Origin of the sequence: Pseudomonas sp. NFIX28 (genome assembly GCF_900107395.1) — a bacterium.
GTDB lineage: Bacteria > Pseudomonadota > Gammaproteobacteria > Pseudomonadales > Pseudomonadaceae > Aquipseudomonas.
Genome location: NZ_FNPW01000024.1, coordinates 19,139 through 37,401 on the forward strand (window position 1 = coordinate 19,139; position 18,263 = coordinate 37,401).

General features: G+C 64.7%; 13 protein-coding genes. 9 read left to right on the forward strand and 4 right to left on the reverse strand.

All coding sequences use genetic code 11. From position 1 onward, the window contains the following. Positions 1–182 precede the first annotated feature (182 nt). Entirely contained in the window at positions 183–536 is a 354-nt protein-coding gene (locus BLV20_RS29275; RefSeq protein WP_092305854.1) for a DUF1428 domain-containing protein, read from the forward strand. 527 nt (positions 537–1,063) lie between these two features. Here BLV20_RS29275 and BLV20_RS29280 read toward each other — a convergent pair. After that, positions 1,064–2,110, reverse strand: coding sequence for a class I SAM-dependent methyltransferase (locus BLV20_RS29280; RefSeq protein WP_092305855.1), 1,047 nt, complete (start codon positions 2,108–2,110; stop codon positions 1,064–1,066). A gap of 399 nt (positions 2,111–2,509) precedes the next feature. Continuing rightward, positions 2,510–3,361, reverse strand: coding sequence for a CAP domain-containing protein (locus tag BLV20_RS29285; protein WP_092305856.1), 852 nt, complete (start codon positions 3,359–3,361; stop codon positions 2,510–2,512). Between the two features lie 235 nt (positions 3,362–3,596). Between BLV20_RS29285 and BLV20_RS29290 the strand changes: the two genes are divergently transcribed. After that, positions 3,597–4,202 (forward strand): cell wall hydrolase, encoded by a 606-nt coding sequence (locus BLV20_RS29290; RefSeq protein WP_092305857.1) that lies wholly within the window; start codon positions 3,597–3,599, stop codon positions 4,200–4,202. Between the two features lie 579 nt (positions 4,203–4,781). Then, positions 4,782–5,468 carry a GNAT family N-acetyltransferase gene (locus BLV20_RS29295; protein WP_092305858.1) on the forward strand — a complete coding sequence of 229 codons (687 nt, stop codon included), beginning with the start codon at positions 4,782–4,784 and terminating at the stop codon, positions 5,466–5,468. A 33-nt stretch (positions 5,469–5,501) separates the two neighbouring features. On the opposite strand, the gene BLV20_RS29300 is transcribed toward BLV20_RS29295, so the two are convergent. Beyond that, on the reverse strand, positions 5,502–7,676 hold the full coding sequence (locus BLV20_RS29300) for a DNA/RNA non-specific endonuclease (protein WP_092305859.1): 2,175 nt from the start codon (positions 7,674–7,676) through the stop codon (positions 5,502–5,504). A gap of 111 nt (positions 7,677–7,787) precedes the next feature. Then, entirely contained in the window at positions 7,788–8,648 is an 861-nt protein-coding gene (locus BLV20_RS29305) for a type 1 glutamine amidotransferase domain-containing protein (RefSeq protein WP_092305860.1), read from the reverse strand. Positions 8,649–8,767: 119 nt separating this feature from the next. Between BLV20_RS29305 and BLV20_RS29310 the strand changes: the two genes are divergently transcribed. From BLV20_RS29310 to BLV20_RS29335, 6 genes are all read left to right on the forward strand, one after another. Next, a complete protein-coding gene (locus BLV20_RS29310) occupies positions 8,768–9,718 on the forward strand; it encodes a LysR family transcriptional regulator (protein WP_092305861.1) in 951 nt (316 codons plus the stop codon). A 176-nt stretch (positions 9,719–9,894) separates the two neighbouring features. After that, positions 9,895–11,973, forward strand: coding sequence for a TonB-dependent siderophore receptor (locus BLV20_RS29315; RefSeq protein WP_175540279.1), 2,079 nt, complete (start codon positions 9,895–9,897; stop codon positions 11,971–11,973). A gap of 298 nt (positions 11,974–12,271) precedes the next feature. Then, positions 12,272–13,684 carry a TolC family outer membrane protein gene (locus BLV20_RS29320; protein WP_092305874.1) on the forward strand — a complete coding sequence of 471 codons (1,413 nt, stop codon included), beginning with the start codon at positions 12,272–12,274 and terminating at the stop codon, positions 13,682–13,684. Between the two features lie 135 nt (positions 13,685–13,819). Next, complete coding sequence (locus tag BLV20_RS29325) at positions 13,820–15,958, forward strand: type I secretion system permease/ATPase (RefSeq protein ID WP_092305863.1); 2,139 nt, start codon at positions 13,820–13,822, stop codon at positions 15,956–15,958. A gap of 92 nt (positions 15,959–16,050) precedes the next feature. Continuing rightward, complete coding sequence (locus BLV20_RS29330; protein ID WP_092305864.1) at positions 16,051–17,478, forward strand: HlyD family type I secretion periplasmic adaptor subunit; 1,428 nt, start codon at positions 16,051–16,053, stop codon at positions 17,476–17,478. A 275-nt stretch (positions 17,479–17,753) separates the two neighbouring features. Then, on the forward strand, positions 17,754–18,260 hold the full coding sequence (locus BLV20_RS29335) for a DUF5625 family protein (protein ID WP_092305865.1): 507 nt from the start codon (positions 17,754–17,756) through the stop codon (positions 18,258–18,260). The last annotated feature ends 3 nt before the right edge of the window (positions 18,261–18,263 follow it).

Sequence of the window (18,263 nt, forward strand, 5' to 3'; positions counted from 1 at the left end):
CCGGCACATCGCCCAAGGCCTGCGCCCCAGCCTGCTGGCTCCATCAGGGGCACTGGGCAGGCCCAAGGTTTTTTTCGCCGGGCTGTCGATTTGCCGCATGCCCGGGCGACTAGTTCACACAAGGGCCGACCGACACCCAGGCCGGGTCCGCAGGTTCAACCCCAATCAGCAGGAGCAGAATCATGTCTTATGTCGATGGTTGTGTCCTGGCGGTTCCCACCGCCAACCTCGAAGCGTTCAAGCAGCATGCGCAGACCGCGGCGAAGGTGTTCAAGGGCTACGGCGCCCTGAGCGTGGTCGATTGCTGGGGAGACGACGTGCCCGAAGGCAAGCTGACCTCGTTCCCCATGGCGGTCAAGCTCAAGGCCGACGAGACGGTGGTGTTCAGCTGGATCATCTGGCCATCCCGCGAAATCCGCGACGCTGGCATGCAAAAAGCCATGGAAGACCCACGGCTCAAGCCCGACGTCTGCCCGATGCCGTTCGACGGCCAGCGCATGATTTATGGCGGGTTCAAGATGTTGGTGAATGCCTGAGCGGGCAGGGCGATGTGGCCGGTCGGGCATTAGGCGAGCAAGCCAGCCACACCGCATCGCCCCCTTCGCCGGCAAGCCTGGCTCCTACGTTTATGCGGTACACCTTCGTAGGAGCGAGGCTTGCCCGCGAAAGCACCCGCCCAGATACACCGCATCGCCTGCTTCGCCGGCAAGCCTGGCTCCTACGTTTATGCGGTACATCGTCGTAGGAGCGAGGCTTGCCCGCGAAAGCGCCCGCCCAGATCCACCGCGCCGCCCCCTTCGCCGGCAAGCCTGGCTCCTACGTTTATGCGGTACACCTTCGTAGGAGCGAGGCTTGCCCGCGAAAGCGCCCGCCCAGACACACCGCATCGCCTCCTTCGCCGGCAAGCCTGGCTCCTACGTTTATGTGGTACACCTTCGTAGGAGCGAGGCCTGCCCGCGAAAGCGCCCGCCCAGATACACCGCATCGCCCCCTTCGCCGGCAAGCCTGGCTCCTACGTTTACGCGGTACATCGTCGTAGGAGCGAGGCTTGCCCGCGAAAGCGTTATTTACGCGCCTCGAGAATCAGGTTGAACGGCGTCTCTGCGGCGCGGCGGAACTGGCTGAAGCCGGCTTCGCTGAAGACCCGGCGCAGGCGCGCTTCGCCGGCTTGGGCACCGAGACCCAGGCCGACTTCCTGGGACAGCGAGTTGGGCGTGCAGATAAAGGTCGAGGCGGCATAGAACAGCCGGCCGACCGGGTTGATGTTCTGGTCCAGGTGATCGTTGGCGAACGGCTCGACCAGCAACACGCTGCCGTCGTCCTTGAGCGCTTGATAGGCATGTTGCGCGGCGCCCACCGGGTCGCCCATGTCGTGCAGGCAATCGAAGAAACAGATCAGGTCGTAGTCGTTGCCGGGGTAGGTCTTGGCGCTGGCCTGGGCGAAATGCGCGCGGCTGGCCACGCCGGCTTCCTCGGCCCGTTGCGTCGCGGTGACGATGGAGGGCTGGTGGTAGTCGAAGCCGAAGAACTGCGAGGCGGGATAGGCCTGGGCCATGATCACGGTCGATGCGCCATGGCCGCAGCCGATGTCCGCCACCTTGGCCCCGGCCTGCAGTTTTTCCACCGCGCCTTCCAGGGCCGGCAGCCACTCGGCCACCAGGTGCGCCCGATAGCCCGGACGGAAGAAACGCTCGGTGCCGCTGAACATGCACGGATGATGGTCGCCCCAGGCCAGGGCGCCGTCGCCGCGCATCGCCGCCAGCAGTTTGTCCTTGTCGTGGAACAGCGCAGAGACCACCACGGCACCACCGGCCACGTACACCGGCGAGTCCTCGATGGCCAGCGCCAGGGCCTGTTCTTCCGGCAGGCGGAACTGGCCGTCGCGGTGTTCCATGTAGCCGGACGCGGCATGCGCGCTCAGCCATTCGCGCAGCAGGCGCGCGTTGCAGCCGGTCCTGTCGGCCAGCGTCTCGGGGCTGACGAATTGACTGTCGGCCATGGCCCGGTACAGGCCCAGTTCCTCGCCGAGAATCATGTTGGCGAGCATTGCCGCGCCGCCCATGTCTGACACCAGCTTGCCCATGAAATCATTGAGCTTGGCTTCGTCCATGGCCTTGTCCTCCGCTGTGAGGGTCACTGTCGCAGACGGCCCGGCAGTGGCCGGATGGATGCACGCGGCGCACATCGGGAGGCCATGTCCCGAGGCTGCCGAAAGAAGCGAGCCTGCTCAGGCAGGCCTCGCCCTGACCAACGGATGCACCGCCGCCGCCAGTTGCGGCGCGGTGCGCGGGTACTGCTCAGGATGACGGCGCCGGCCAGCGTTTGGAGGTCGCCGGCGTGGCGCGCAGCGGGCTTGCGAACGCTCGGGGACGGCGCTCCTGGGCGGTAGGTAAGGTGAGTCTAGTACGCTGGCGGAGCGCCATCTGGTTGTCCGATAAGGGGCAGCCACCAGCCCGGGGCGTAAGGAATTTCTGGCCGCCCGATCGCCTCGGGCGGGGCCTTGTCGCCGTTACGGGGTGCCGAACAGCGCGGTCCAGTAGATGCCGGCGTCGCTTTTCGGGTCGAGCGCATACGCCGCGCCCAGTTCGCGAAATTGCGGGTTCATCAGGTTGGCGCAATGGCCAGGGCTGGCCAGCCAGCCGTCGACCACCTTGCTCACCGTGTCCTGGCCGGCGGCGATGTTCTCGCCGATCTGCTGGCCGGCATAACCCGCCAGTTCGGCGCGGTCGCCGGGCGTGCGGCCGTTGCGATCCTTGTGGTCGAAGAAGTTGTTATTGGCCATGTCCCGGCTATGGTCCTGGGCCGCGCTCGCCAGGGCGGCGCTCCAGGCCAGCGGGGTGGCGGCGGCAAAAGCCTGGCCGCCGCACTGGCGCGGCTGCGCGCGGGCGCTGTTGAGGGTTTGCAAGAGCTTCTGGCCTTCCGCCTGGCCGTCGCCGAGGCGCGCGGTGAGCAGCGGCCGGGCCAGGACGATGCGCCATTGCTGGCCGCTGCGGCTGACGCCGATATCGACGAACTGCGGGTCCAGCACCACCTGGCAAAAACTTTCCTGCACCGCCTTCATGGCCGCTTGCGCATCGCGCGGGCCGGACAGGCTGATGGCCTGCACGTTGACCATCGGGTAGGCGCTGCTGGCCAGGGCCTGCTGCAGGTTGTCGATGCCGCTGGCCGGCAGCACCAGGCGCGGGTCGGCGGCCAGTGGCGGCAGCTCCTGCGATACCTGGCCGGCGCAGCGCTGGACCTGGCTGCGGTAGGTGTTGATCGAGGTCACCAGCTGTGTTTCTTCGGTCGCGACCGCGGCGGTGGCGAATGCCAACCCCAGCGACAACGCGGTCAGCGGCAGAATGGATGATGGGCGGCGCATGGAGGTCTCCCGTGAGCGAATTGTGCTCATGATGCGCGATTTCGCCCCGGGCGGCGCAAGGTCTTTTTTCCTTGCGCGGGGATATTCATCGGCCCGCCGTGGGGCCGTTGAGGCACGGGCCACGGGGGCTGGCGGCGAACTACACTGATATTGAGTTGCCACCGGGCTGCTGCCTTCAGGGCCGGTCGGGGCGGCTTTCCTGTGCCCGGGCCGGGCGTGTGGCAAAGGTGCGGACATGCGCTCGACGACGATTGCCTGCGGTCTTGTGATCCTTCTTTGCGGGGGGCTGGCAATTGCCGCGGGCGAAGCGGCGGCTGCCGAAACGGCGGTCGACAAGGCGCAGGTCCTGGAGCAGAAAGCCGCGCAGCAGCAACAGGCGCCCCGCAGCGAAACCATTACCTCAACCGAGGCCCAGGCGGTGGACCCGGCCGGCGCCGCGCCGCTGGACGATGCCATTACCTGCCTGGCGCGCTCCATCTACTGGGAGTCCAAGGGCGGGACCGCCACCGATATGGAGGCGGTGGCCAGCGTGGTGCTCAACCGGGTCGGCCATGAGGGTTTTCCCGACACGGTGTGCGCGGTGGTCAAGCAGGGCGTGGAGCAGGGTGCCTGCCAGTTTTCCTGGTGGTGCGACGGGCGTTCGGATCAGGTGCAGGAAGACGAGCCTTACGCGATGGCCAAGGAAATCGCGCGCAAGGCGCTCAACCAGCAGCTCCGGGACCGCACCCACGGCGCCCTGTATTTCCACGACCGGAGTGTACGGCCCGATTGGGCCAGGCAATACCGCAAGACCGCCGAGACCGGGAAGTTCCTGTTCTACAAACCCTCAGGCAGCAAGTAGGAGCGAGGCTTGCCCGCGAAAGCGTCCGCCCAGACCCACCGCGCCGCCTGCTTCGCCGGCAAGCCTGGCTCCTACGTTTACGCGGTACATCTTCGTAGGAGCGAGGCTTGCCCGCGAAAAGCGCCCGCCCAGACCCACCGCGCCGTCTTCTTCGCCGGCAAGCCTGGCTCCTACGCTTACGCGGTGCATCTTCGTAGGAGCGAGGCTTGCCCGCGAAGGCGTCCGTCCAGATACACCGCGCCGCCTTCTTCGCCGGCAAGCCTGGCTCCTACGTTTACGCGGCACATCTTCGTAGGAGCGAGGCTTGCCCGCGAAAGCGTCCGCCCAGACCCACCGCGCCGTTTTCTTCGCCGGCAAGCCTGGCTCCTACAACGGCGCGGTACATCTTCGTAGGAGCGAGGCTTGCCCGCGAAAAGCGCCCGCCCAGACCCACCGCGCCGTCTTCTTCGCCGGCAAGCCTGGCTCCTACGACCGCGTCGCCCAAGCCTGGCTCCTGCGCGATGGTGTTGGGTATCATGCGTGCCCGCTGTCAGCGCCCGATCCCACGGGTGTGCCGCAATCTTTGGAGCCCTCCGCGCAATGCCGATCATCAGCCACTTCCAGACCCCGTGCCCGGAGGCCGTCAACAGCCAGATCCTGCAGATGGTGGTCGATTACCTGACCGATATCAGCGCCGTGGCGATCCCGCCCAGCAACCTGCTGTACAACATCTACCAGTACGCCATCGGCTACGAGGTGCATCTGTATCTGCAGGCGCTGGACGGCTCCCGGGGCATCGCCGTGGAACTGCTGGTGGCCAGCGACGAAGACGATCCGCAGCAGGTGCTGGGTTTCCTGTTGTACCTGCCGGTCAAGGACGACCCCGAGGCGTGTGGCGTGGCCTATATGGCGGTGCGTGCCAGCCATCGCCGGCAGGGGATTGCGCGGGCGCTGCTGGCGCAGATGCGCGAGCGCTACCCGCATGCCGAGCTGACGTGCTCGACGGCCAAGGTTGCCTGGTTCGAGGCCCTGGGCTTCCAGGTGCTGGGCGTGCGCGGTCCGCAGGTGCTGATGAACACCCGCGACCATGCCACCGACGGCTTGATGGGCCTGCTGGATGTGGCGCCGATCTACCGCTCGCTGGAAGTGCGGCAGATTCACAGCTACCTGCTGCAAAAGCACGGCAAGCGGGCGATGCTCGATGCCGAAAAACAGCGCGACCGCCACCTGGACCAGATGACCCGCAATGCCCAGGCGCTGGTGCGCGAGCGCCTGGGGCAGGGCTGAGGCCGGCTTGGCCCCAGGCTCGGAGCCGGGCGCTCAGGCCGGCTTGTGCTGGTCGGCGGCCATGATCGAGGGGGCCAGGGAAATGCCCGTCATCTGGCAGATGTCCGCGAGCGTCGCCTTTTGCTTGTCGAAGGCCTTGGCCAGGTCCAGCGCAGCTTCCTGGATGTCCAGGCCGAACTCCTTGATCACCTCGCTCTGATCGAACAGGAAGCCATAGGCCAGCAGTTCTGGAGTCCGCGACTCATCCTTGGGCACGATGATGATTTTCCAGAAGCGGGTCGGGTAATGCACCGGGCCCTTGCCGAAATCCTTCTCGACGCAGGAAGCCCCCAGCACCGGGCCGGCAAAAATGATGGCCTGGCCGCCCCCGGCTTCGATCTGTTCGGCCAGCTCGCCCTCGAAATACCCCCAGATGCCTTTGCGATTGCGGTAGTGGGCGCCGTCGGGCGACTCCTGGTTGAACAGTTCGTGCTGCGGCGTGCAATTGGTCCAGTGGTAGGTGTCGGCGTTGGCGTATTCGGTATCGATTCCCGGCTGGCCCCAGCAGCTGTCTTCGCGGCGCACGATATGGCCGCGATCGAAGTTGCCGGCCGGCGCGTAGATATCGCTGTTGGTCAGTTGAAAGCGGCTCGGTACCCGGCGGTCGAGGCGCCAGCTTTCGCCACCGAAGCCGCGGCGCCCGCGCGCATCGCCACGCACCTCGGGCCGGTAGTCGGCATTGGAGGCGGCCCACATCGGCATGCGGTAGTGCTTGTTCATCACCAGCGAGTAGCGGTGATAGGGCAATGGCAGCGCGGCGTCGTCGTTCAGCCCGGCGAGCCGCATGGCCGGCACGTTGCGCGCCGAGGCGGCGTGTTCGCGGTAGTCGCCGACCCGGTAGAGCTGGGCCAGCAGGTCGCCCTCGACGAAGGGCGGCGGCACCGGCACGCCGAGAAAGTCCGGGTCGTAGCCGGGGCGGGCCTCGTAGTCGAGGTCGAAGGTCAGGGTCTTTTCCAGGGCCGCGGCGGCTGGGGCCGGTTCGCCCGATACCGCCGCGACAGGCGCCACGCCGAGGCTCGCGGCGAGGCTGGCCGGGCTGTCCGCGGGGTGGCTGAGGATGTTGATGGTGGTGGGGCCGGAGATATGAAAGATGTTCTGCGACATATCGGGCATTCCTTGGCGGCGCGGCGCAGCGGACAGGGCTTCGGTAACGCTGAATGTGGCCAGCGGGTCGGCGGTCTGCTCCATGAGTTGGGCCAGCAGCTCGGCTGGCTTGCCGGTCAGTTGCAGGGCCTTGAGCGCGCCGACGATGCTGCTGACCCGGGTGCCCTCGTTGGCCACCCAGTCGACCGTGCTTTCCTCATCCCCCTCGGGGCTCCAGATGCTGCGATCCTGCTTGAGGATGTTGCCGGCTTCATCGGTCCTGGGAATGCCGCAATGGTGCAGGGCGATCAGCTCCCAGTTGTCGCTGAACACCGGTGAGCCGGAGGCGCCTTCGGCGGTGTCGGTCTCGTAGTGCAAGAAGCCCTGGTCGAGAATGTCCAGCAGGCGGTTGTTGGTCGTGGCGTACTGGCGCGGGCCGCCGTCGGGGTGCTGGATGATGTTCATCGGCCGGCCGCGCAGGGTCTTGCCGGTGGCTTCGATCAGGCGGATGCAGCCGTAGTCCGACAGCGCCTCGCCGCGGGTGCCTTGGGGGGCGATGGCCACCAGGCAGAAATCCAGCGCCTCGTCGGCAAAGTAGAACTGCTCCGGTTGCAGATGGAAGTAGCTGCCTTCGTTGATGCCGCGCTCCTGTTTTTCGTAGAGAAAGTTGGCGGCGCAATCCACGGCGTCCACATAGCGCGGGAACACGTGCTGGTTGGTCAGCAACAGGTTGGGCGATACCAGGAAGCCGGTGGCGAAACCCTCGACCACCGTCCCCGGGCGTGGCGCATTGACCAGCCGGGCCACGGGCCTTGCCGCCAGGCGGGCGGCTTCGCTGGGGGCGAAGAAGCTCGGGTCCCAGGTGCCGATCCGCCGTTCCAGCCCAGCCTTGGCCAGCAGGGCGCGGGCGTTCTCGCGGGCGACCCACTTGGCCAGCTGTTGCGGTGAGTCGCCGGCACCGGGGCCCAGTTCGCGAAGGCGCGACTGCGATTCGTTGCGTGCCCCGGCCTGCTGGTTCCAGCGTGCGAGGGCTTTGGCCATGTTGCTTCTGCGGGCAGTGGCAATGGCATCCGGGGTCTTGCTCAAGGGCACCTCCTGGCGGGCACGGGATTCCTTTCGGACAGTCGCCTTGAGCGTAGACAACAAGTGCCGCGCAGGACGGCTGGCGTCATGCCGGCTCGTCGGATCCGCCTTCCATTACGCGCCTTTGCCGGCCGGTGTCTTCAGGCGTTCCAGCAACACCTTGGCCACGCCCTGGGCCGAGGCCGGGTTCTGCCCGGTCACCAGCTCGCGGTCGATCACCACGTTTTCGCTCCATGGCGAGCGGTTGCTGCGGTACAGGCCTCCGGCCTGCTCCAGCGCGGTTTGCGGATAGAAGCGCATGGCGCCGCCGCCCAGCAGGCCCTTGGCCAATTCTTCTTCCTGGTTGCTGATGACCGTGAACTGGTAGCCGGCGTAGATCCAGCCCGGGGCGCTGGCCTTGCCGCCACTGGCCAACTGCTGGGTGAAATCCTGCGCCTGGGGCAAGGTCGACAGCAGGGCGATGGGGCCGTGGCAGACCAGCGCGGTGGTCTTGGCGTTCTGGTGGACGTTGCTCAGCAGCCGGCCCAGCTCGGGGCTGTGCAGCAGGTCCTGCATCGGCGCATGGCCGCCGGGCACGTACAGCGCATCGAAGTGCTCGTAGCCGATCTGTTCGACCCGCGCCAGGCTGATCACCGGCGACTCGCCCGGGACGGTGATTTTCAACTGGTCGAGCAGTGCCTGGTGGGCCTGCAGCGCGGCGACATCGTTGTTGAAATACATCTTGTCGGTGGAGGAACGGTCCAGCGTCGGCGCCTTGCCCTGCGGGGTGGCGAAGGTTATCGAGTGGCCGGCGTCGAGCAGTTGCTTGACCGGCTGCATCAGTTCGTTGAGGTAGAAGCCGGTGGAAAACACCTTGCCGTCCTTGAGGTCGAGGTGGTCGGAATCCGACAGCACCACCAGCACATTGGCGGCGTGGGCGTTGAACGCAGCGGTGGCGAGGGTCAGGGCTAGAGCGAGTTTGCTGAGCGGGCGCATGGAATTTCCTGAGCATGGGGGAGGGAGCGTGGCAATTGCGACGGATGGCTCACTGTATTCATGCCTTTGCGGGCGATAAACTCGCGCCAGTGGAAATCACTTGTTCTCTGGAGGTTAGGGTGAGCCGTCGATTCGATTATCTGGCTGACGTCGAGGTGTTCGTCAGCGTGGTGGAAAAGGGCTCCTTGAGCGCCGGCGCGGTGGCGCTGGGCACCACTCCTTCGGTGGTCAGCCGGGCGATTTCGCGGTTGGAGGCGCGCCTGGGCGTGCAGTTGCTGCGCCGCACCACAAGACGCCTGAGCCTGACCGAGGCCGGCCTGCTGTATCTCGAGCAATCGCGGGCGGCGTTCGAATTGATCGACGGCGCGGAGCGCAGCATCCAGGGCCAGGAGGGCGAGTTGAATGGCCGGGTGCGCCTCAGCGTGCCGACCACCTACGGGCATTACCGGCTGCCGGCGCTGCTCGCCGGCTTTGCCCGGCATTACCCGCAGGTGCGCATCGAACTGAGCATCAGCAACCGCAACGTCGACCTGGTGGCCGAAGGTTATGACCTGGCGATCCGCCTTGGCCAACTGCCCGACAGCGGCCTGGTGGGGCGCAAGCTGGAGGATGCGCCGCTGTGCCTGGTGGCGTCCCCGCAATACCTGCAACGCGCCGGCACGCCGCGGCAACTGGAGGACCTGGCGACCCATGTCTGCCTGCCGTTCATCATGCCCAGCAGCGGCCGGGTCGGTGCCTGGCTGTTGCGCGATCAGGGGCGGGACCTGGAGTGGACGCCCCAGGCGAATATCCAGGTGGCCGACGATGTGCTGGGCATCGTGTCCCTGGCCGAACATGGCATGGGCATCTGCCAGACCTATGAATTCATCGTCCGCGAACGAATCGCCAGCGGCCGCCTGGTGGCGGTGCTGCCGGAGGCGGGCGGCCGCTCGCGACCGTTCTCGGTGATCTACCCGCCGCACCGCCAGTTGTCGGCGGCGGCGCGGGCGCTGATCGAGCATTTGACCCAGGCCGTGGCGCAGGCGGGCGATCTGCCAGGCGGGTCAAAGACGGCCGGCGGGCGCCGATAGTCCGAAATCCCGGGAGGAAGGCTTAAAAAAAGCCGCAACCGAGGCAGGGCAGGGATTTACTGAGAATCTGACGCTCTTTACAATGATAATCATTGCTATTCATGTCTCCCTCCCTCGAGTGCCCATTCTTGAAGTCATCCTGTCCGCGTGCCCGCCGTAAAACCCTGATCAAACGCATGTTGCCGACACTGTCTTGCTGCCTGGTCGCCAGCCCGTTGTGGGCACAGGACACCGTCGAACTGCCGACCACCGACATCCAGGCCGACCGCCTCGCCCAGGACACCGGCTACACCACCTCGCAAGCCAGCACGGCGAGCAAAAGCAACGTGCCGATCAAGGAGGAAGCGCAGTCGATCAACGTGGTGACCCAGCAGACCCTGGCCGACTATCAGGTGCGCTCGCTGAACGACGCCATGAAGTTCGTCAGCGGCGTCAGCCAGGGCAACACCCTGGGCGGCTCCCGGGACTCGCTGGTCAAGCGCGGTTTCGGCACCAACGACGATGGCTCGATCCTGCGCGATGGCGTGCGCTCCAACCTGGGGCAGAACTTCAGCGCCACCACCGAACGGGTCGAAGTGCTCAAGGGCCCGGCCTCGATGCTCTACGGCGCGCTGGAGCCGGGCGGCCTGGTGAACATCATCAGCAAGCAGCCGCAGTACACCCAGAGCACCACCCTCAGCGGCTCGGCCTACAGCGAAGGCGGCGGCACCATGGCCCTGGACACCACCGGGCCGCTGGGCGATACCGGCCTGGCCTATCGCCTGATCGCCGAGCGCGGCCATGAAGACTACTGGCGCAACTACGGGGTCAACGAACACACCCTGGTGGCGCCGTCGCTGACCTGGACCGGCGAGCGCGCCAGCCTGACCCTGAGCTACGAATACAACGACTACTCCAGCCCGTTCGACCGCGGCACCGTGTTCACCAACGGCCATCCGGCGGACATCGACTACGACAAGCGCCTGGACGAGCGCTGGGCGAAAAGCGTCGGCATCCGCGAAGTGGCCAGCGCGCGCTTCGAATACCAGCTGAGCGATGCCTGGAAAACCCGCGTTACCTACGGCTGGAACAACGACCGCTACAGCCTGTCGATCGCCCAGCCCAACAGCTTGAGCGGCAACATCCTGCGCCGCGCCGCCAACGGCGCCCATTACGACGACGAAACCCGCTATGCCAGCTGGGACTTCATCGGCCAGCAGGAGCTGTTCGGCCAGCGCCATGACCTGCTGGTGGGCGTCGACAGCGAGCACTCCGACCAGTACCGCGGCAAGACCTACCGCAACACCCCCCGTGGCGGCTTCGACATCACCGCGCCGGTCTACGGCAACCTGGCCGAGCCAAGCCTGGTCAGCGCCACGCAAAGCAACCTGCGCAACCAGCTGACTTCCAGCTCGGTGTACTTCAAGGACAACTGGCACTTGGACGACCAGTGGATCCTGGTCTTCGGTGGTCGCCAGCAGCATTACGACCAATACAGCGACCAGGGCCTGGGCAAGAGCTACACGGTCAACCGCGACAGCAACGGCGACACCTTCGTGCCGTTCCTCGGCCTGGTGTTCAAGGCCACCGACAGCCTGTCGCTGTACGGCAACTACAGCCGTTCGTTCAAGCCCAACACCGATGTCGACGACGCCGGCAACACCTTCGATCCGGAGGAGGGGCGCAGCTACGAGGTGGGCGCCAAGTACGACCCGCTGCCGGGCCTGAACATCAACCTGGCGCTGTACGACATCGAGAAGAAAAACGTGGTGACCACCACCACGGTCAACGGCGTAAGCCTCTCGGAAGCGGCCGGCAAGGTCGGCTCCCAGGGCGTGGAACTGGACGTGACCGGGCGCATCGCCGAGCGCTGGGACCTGATCGGCACCTACGCCTATAACCACACCGAGATCCTCGACGACCCGAGCAACGAAGGCCATCGCCTGGCCAACGCGCCCAAGCACACCGCCAGCCTGTACCTGAGCCACCACCTGAATGTGCCCGCGCAGTTCGGCGCCTGGCATGCCGGTGGCGGGGCGCGTTATGTCGGCGAGCGCGCGGCCAACAATGCCAACGATTTCTGGCTCAGCAGCTACACCGTGGCCGATGCGTTCGTGCGTTGGGAATCGCCGCTGTTCGGCTACCAGACCAGCCTGCAGTTCAACGTCGACAACCTGTTCGACAAGCAGTACTACCCGTCGTCCACCGGCAGCCAGTTGCAGGTCAACGTCGGCGAGCCGCGCACCGCCCGCCTGAGCGCCAGCGTGACTTTCTGACAAGCGCCCGGCCCGCCGACGACATGGGCAGCCTGGCCCTGAGCAGCCAGCGCCTGCCGCCGATCGCCATTCGCCTGGAGGCGTTGGGGCAGACGTTTCATAAGTGAGGGGACGGGGGGCTGGCCGATTAGCCGCAGGCGCCTGTTGCGGGCAGGCCAATGCCAGGGATTGATCATTTGTTCGCGAGATTGATGGCTAATAGCCACAATCGAGCTTGTGACAGCCCAGGGCACGGCGTAGGATGCGCGCCCTGATCAGCCTGGCTGAACCGTTTTACCCGAATGCGACATGGATTGTTATGACCCACTCCCCCCGTTTTTTCTCGCCGTTGCTCATCCTGGCAATGGCGACGATGCCGGCTTTCGCCGATCCCGGTGCCCAGCGTGCCGAGCTGCTGCAGGTTTACCGCCAGGCCGTCGAGCATGACGCCCAGCTGTCCGCGGCGCGCCACGAGTACCAGGCCCAGCGCGAGAGCATCCCCCAGGCTCGGGCCGGTTTGCTCCCCACACTCAATGCAGGCAGCACCGTGGAATCGGTGCGCCTGGAGCGGGATGAACCCGGCCTGACTCGCACGCGCAGCACCACGGTATTCCAGGCCAATCTCAACCAGCCGCTGTTTCGTGCCGATCGCTGGTTTCAACTGGAAGCCGCCCATGCCAGCACCGCCCAGGCCGAGCTTGAATTGGGCGCGAAGGAGCAGGGGCTGGTGTTGACCACGGCCCAGGCCTATTTCGAAACCTTGCGCGCCCTGGACCTGCTCGCCGCCTCCAAGGCCGAGGAAGCGGCGCTCAAGCGTCAACAGCAACAGGCCCAGGCCCGCCTGGAAAATGGTGCATCGAGCATCACCGATGTACTCGATGCCCAAGCCGCCCATGACAACGCCGGCGCCAATCGCAAACTCGCCGAACGCAAGGTCGACGATGCCTTCGAGGCCTTGTCCCGCTTGACCCGCCAGGATTATTCGACGATCGAGGGCATTCAACATCAGTTGCCGGTGGAGCTACCGGTGCCCAACGATGCCAACGAATGGGTCAGCCGCGCGGTGCGCCAGAACCTGGCGTTGCAGGCCAGCAGCTACGCGGTGCTGGCCGCCGAACAGACCAACCGCCAGCGCAAGGCCGGTTATGCGCCGACCGTCGATGCGGTGGCGTCCTGGCGCAAAGGTGAAAACGATAGCTTCGGCTACAGCAACCCCACCGATTTCGGGCGCGATGGCTATCGGGGCAATGTCACGCAAAGCAGCATCGGCCTGGAGCTGAATATTCCGTTGTACTCCGGCGGCATGACCCGCTCGCAGGTGCGCGAGGCGACCGAGCGGCTGGCCCAGAGTGAAGACGAGCGCGAGGACCGTCGCCGAGAAGTGGTGCAGAACACACGCAATTTCTACCGCGCGGTGAATTCCGATATCGAGCAGGTCGTTGCCCGGCGGCAGACGATTCGTTCCGGCCAGGCCTCGGTCAAGGCCAACCAGGTAGGGCGGGACCTGGGCTCGCGTAACACCGCGGACGTGCTCAATGCCCAGCGTCAGTTGTACAACGCGGTGCGTGAGTACAACAACGCGCGCTACGACTACATCATCGACACCCTCAAGCTCAAGCAGGCGGCGGGAACCCTGAGCCCGAAAGACCTGAGCGATCTGGCGATGTACCTGACCAAGGACTACGACGCCGATCGGGATTTCCTGCCACCACAGGAGCGCAAAGCGCTGTGACGGGTGCCTCTCATACAGATGAATGAAATAAATCTCAATCAATGATGTCATATTGATACTAATTGTTTCTTGTTTGATATAACATCCTGAAATATCAGGACTTTACGGCCGCAACGCGGCAATGCATGGAAGCTTATGAGCGAACAAGGAAGGGGCGCCGAGTCGCCCACGCCAGACACTGGCTTGGTTTGTCTGGTGATGCTGGCCCGGTTTCATTCGGTGGCGGCGTCCGCCGAGCAACTGGCCCACGAATTCGCTCCAGAGAACCAGCCGTTCACCCAGCGCGAACTGCTGCTCGCCGCCCGCAAGCTGGGGCTCAGGGCCAAGTCGGTCAGCACCTCCATCGCGCGTCTGGAGCGCACGCCTTTGCCGGCGATCGCGGCCGATGGCGACGGCAGGTTTTTCATCATTGCCAAGCTGGACCAGGGCCAGGCGCTGATCCAGGACCCGCGTGCGGATCGGCCTGAGGTCATCTCCTTCGAGACCCTGGCCGCACGCTGGACCGGCGAGCTGGTGCTGCTGCGTTCCGAAGCCGGGTTGCCGGGGGAAACCTCGCGGTTCGATTTCACCTGGTTTATTCCCGCCATCGTCAAATACCGCAAGTTGCTGGGCGAGGTGCTGCTGGTGTCCTTTGCCCTGCAGCTGTTTGCCCTGGTGACGCCGTTGTTTTTCCAGGTGGTGATGGACAAGGTGCTGGTGCACCACGGGCTGACCACCCTGGATGTCATCGCCGCCGGATTGCTCGGCATCATGCTGTTCGAGTCGGCCTTGAGCGGCTTGCGCAGCTACGTGTTCGCCCATACCGCCAGCCGTATCGATGTGGAGCTGGGCTCGCGTTTGTTCCGCCATCTGATCAACCTGCCGCTGGCGTATTTCCAGGCGCGCCGGGTCGGTGATTCGGTGGCCAGGGTGCGCGAGCTGGAGAACATCCGCAGCTTCCTGACCGGCAACGCCATTACCTTGTTGCTGGACGTGCTGTTCTCGCTGGTGTTCATCCTGGTGATGTTCTACTACAGCGGCTGGCTGACCCTGGTGGTGCTGTTGTCGCTGCCGCTGTACGTGCTGGTCTCGCTATTTGTCACCCCGCTGCTGCGCGCCCGCTTGCAGGACAGTTTCACCCGCGGCGCGGAGAACCAGGCGTTCCTGGTGGAAACGGTGAACGGCATCGACACGGTGAAGTCCATGGCCGTCGAGCCCCAGGCTATTCGCAAGTGGGACAACCAGATGGCCGCTTATGTCGCGGCCGGGTTCAAGACCCAGACCTTGTCCACTATCGCCAACGAGAGCGTGTCGCTGATTGGCAAGCTGGTCACGGTCGCGACCCTCTGGCTGGGCGCGCGGCTGGTGATCGACGGACAGCTTTCGGTGGGCGAGTTGATCGCCTTCAACATGCTGGCCGGCCGGGTCAGCGGCCCGATCATGCGCCTGGCGCAGTTGTGGACCAGCTTCCAGCAGACCGGTGTTTCGGTGCAGCGCCTGGGCGATATCCTCAACACCCGCACCGAGCTTTCCCAGGCGACCCGCAGCGCCTTGCCGCCGCTCCGGGGGCAGATCGAATTCGACCAGGTGCATTTCCGTTATCGCGCCGACGGCTCGGAGATCCTGCGCGGGATCAACCTGCAGATCGCCGCTGGCGAGGTGATTGGCGTGGTAGGGCGTTCCGGCTCGGGCAAAAGCACGCTGACGCGCTTGCTCCAGCGCCTGTACGTGCCCGAGCGTGGGCGGGTGCTGGTGGATGGCATGGACCTGGCGCTGGCGGACGTGTCCTCGCTGCGCCGGCAGATCGGCGTGGTGTTGCAGGACAACATGCTGTTCAACCGCAGCATCCGCGAAAACATCGCCCTGAGCGATCCGGGCGCGCCGCTGGAAACGGTGATGCATGCCGCCAGCATGGCCGGGGCCCACGAATTCATCCTGGAGTTGCCCGAAGGCTACGACACCATGGTCGGGGAGCATGGCACCTCGCTGTCCGGTGGCCAGCGGCAACGCATCGCCATCGCCCGGGCCTTGATCGGCAACCCACGGATCCTGATTTTCGACGAGGCCACCAGTGCGCTGGACTACGAGTCCGAACGGATCATCCAGCAGAACATGCAAAGCATCTGCGCCGGGCGCACGGTGATCATCATCGCTCACCGGTTGTCGGCGGTACGCGACGCCAATCGCATCCTGGTGGTCGACCGCGGGCAGATCGTCGAGCAGGGCAACCATGCCGAACTGCTGGCACACCAGGCCGGCCACTATTCGCGCCTGCACCGTATGCAGCAGGGCTGAACAGCGCCCGATTCACAGGTTATTTGTTCAGCCAAGGCCCTCGCCGCAGGGTGCGGGGCTGGATGCCATCCGGATTCAAGGACCGATTGCCCATGAGCGCCACTCCTTCGTTATTGCAGCGCTACCGCGACGCCTGGCAGCACGCCTGGCGCCAGCGCAAAAGCATGGACAGCGTGCAGCGCCTGCCCCATGAGGCGCAGTTCCTGCCCGCCGCCCTGGAGTTGCAGGACACCCCCGTGCACCCGGCGCCGCGGATCTTTATCTGGAGCATCCTCGGCTTTGCCGTGCTGGCCTTGCTGTGGGCCTTTATCGGCAAGATCGAAGTGGTGGCGGTGGCGCCGGGCAAGATCGTGCCCAATGGCAAGACCAAGCTGATTCAGTCCAGCGAAACGGCGGTGGTCAGGGCAATCCATGTCAGTGACGGCCAGGCGGTGAAAGTCGGCGAACTGCTGGTGGAGCTCGACCCGACGGCGGCGGATGCCGACGTCAGGCGGATTCAGAGCGAGCTGCTGGCGGCCCGTGTCGACAGCGCCCGTGGCGCGGCCATGCTCGATGCGATCAACCAGCAACAGCCGCCGGCCTCGCTGCTCGGCCCGCTTGCCAACGCCGGCGCCAACGCCAACCCGGAGCAGGTGCAGAGCGCCCAGCGCTGGTTGCAGGGGCAGTACCAGGAGTACCGCAGCAACCTGGAGCTGGTGGACGCGGAAATCCTCCAGCGCAGCGCCGAAATCCAGTCGGCCCAGGCCCAGGTGGCCAGCCTGCGGCAAACGGTGCCGATCGCCACGCAATTGGCCGAGGACTACCGGCGGCTGCTGGAGCAACAGTACGTGGCGCGCCATGAGTACCTGGAAAAGGAGCAGGCGCGCCTCGACCTGCTGCGCCAGCTGAGCGTACAGCAGGCCAGTGTCTTGCAGTCCACCGCCGCCCAGGCTGAGGCGCGGCGCCGGCGCGACGGCGTGGTGGCGCAGAACCGCCGGGCCATGCTCGACCTGCAACAGGAAGCCAATCAGAAAGCCGCGAGCCTGGTCCAGGAACTGGCCAAGGCCCGTTACCAGGAAACCCTGACCAGCCTCAAGGCCCCGGTGGACGGCACCGTGCAACAACTGGCGATCCACACCGTCGGCGGCGTGGTCACCCCGGCCCAGCCGTTGATGGTCATAGTCCCCGCCGACCAACCGGTCGAAGTCGAAGCGATGCTGGAAAACAAGGACGTGGGCTTCGTCCGCGCCGGCCAGCCGGTCACGGTCAAAGTGGAAACCTTCACCTTCACCAAATACGGCACCGTCGACGGCGAAGTGCTGAATGTCTCGAACGACGCCATCGAAGATGAGAAGCGCGGGCCGATCTACAGCAGCCGCATTCGCCTGAAGTCCGATCACCTGCTGGTCAATGGCCAACGCGTGGCGCTGTCGCCGGGCATGTCGATCACCGCGGAAGTGAAGACCGACCAGCGCCGAGTGATCGACTACTTCCTGAGCCCCTTGCAACAGCATGTGGATGAGAGTCTGCGTGAGCGCTAGGACGGTTGAAGGGAAGTTCCCGGCGTACTGCCTTCCAGGAAAAGATGCCTCTTGTTCTTAAGCCATATTTGCTGGTGATCTGCCTTGGTATATGGCAGCTGCTTCGGAGCTGTAGTGCACAGGCCTTGGTTGTGGGCTTTTGTTATTGCATTGTTCTTGTGCTTGCCTCTCCAGGTACTTGCTGGAAATGGGATGACGGGAAGGTTTAAGTGGTAGTTGAATTTGTTGGGAACAAGGGTGGGCAAATTTATTAAAACTTTCGGGGAGAGTGGGTTATGCATGGACTGATCAGTGTTTTGCGTAACGGAGTTTTAGGTGCTGTATGTTTTTTGCTGACCGCCTGTTCAGCACCTGTATCGATAGTGAAGCCCCTGGATGTCTCTCGGGCTAATCAGTTCGCCAGTGCGCAGTTTGTGGTTAACAAAGCCGGCGACTACAGATTCGCTTTGTTATTTACGAAGGGACATGGTTTAGCCGAGATAAATAAGCAAATTGAAATATGGGGTGATCTTGATCATGAAGGTGTAGCTATTCCCATCCATCTTCGGGTCTTGAAAGATGAGCAGGTTTTTTTTGATGAGGAGTTAGTGACAACAGGTGTGCAGTGGGGGCAGGGGATTGATTATGAAGGACGGAATATTAATGTGGCAGTTAGGTTGATTGAAATTCTGGAGTTGGCGCCTGGAAGTTATTCGGTTGAAGTCAGTACCCTTGAAGAGTTGGAGGCTTTTCGAGGTATCGAGGGGTTTGTGAAGTTTTCTTATTACAATCCAAAGCATTGAAGC

Bases quoted from the DNA above. Each gene is read 5' to 3' on its own strand.
- BLV20_RS29305 (WP_092305860.1), bottom strand. From the start codon at position 8,648: ATGCGCCCGCTCAGCAAACTCGCTCTAGCCCTGACCCTCGCCACCGCT.
- BLV20_RS29290 (WP_092305857.1), top strand. From the start codon at position 3,597: ATGCGCTCGACGACGATTGCCTGCGGTCTTGTGATCCTTCTTTGCGGG.
- BLV20_RS29280 (WP_092305855.1), bottom strand. From the start codon at position 2,110: ATGGACGAAGCCAAGCTCAATGATTTCATGGGCAAGCTGGTGTCAGAC.
- BLV20_RS29275 (WP_092305854.1), top strand. From the start codon at position 183: ATGTCTTATGTCGATGGTTGTGTCCTGGCGGTTCCCACCGCCAACCTC.
- BLV20_RS29315 (WP_175540279.1), top strand. From the start codon at position 9,895: ATGTTGCCGACACTGTCTTGCTGCCTGGTCGCCAGCCCGTTGTGGGCA.
- BLV20_RS29285 (WP_092305856.1), bottom strand. From the start codon at position 3,361: ATGCGCCGCCCATCATCCATTCTGCCGCTGACCGCGTTGTCGCTGGGG.
- BLV20_RS29320 (WP_092305874.1), top strand. From the start codon at position 12,272: ATGACCCACTCCCCCCGTTTTTTCTCGCCGTTGCTCATCCTGGCAATG.
- BLV20_RS29295 (WP_092305858.1), top strand. From the start codon at position 4,782: ATGCCGATCATCAGCCACTTCCAGACCCCGTGCCCGGAGGCCGTCAAC.
- BLV20_RS29335 (WP_092305865.1), top strand. From the start codon at position 17,754: ATGCATGGACTGATCAGTGTTTTGCGTAACGGAGTTTTAGGTGCTGTA.
- BLV20_RS29325 (WP_092305863.1), top strand. From the start codon at position 13,820: ATGAGCGAACAAGGAAGGGGCGCCGAGTCGCCCACGCCAGACACTGGC.
- BLV20_RS29330 (WP_092305864.1), top strand. From the start codon at position 16,051: ATGAGCGCCACTCCTTCGTTATTGCAGCGCTACCGCGACGCCTGGCAG.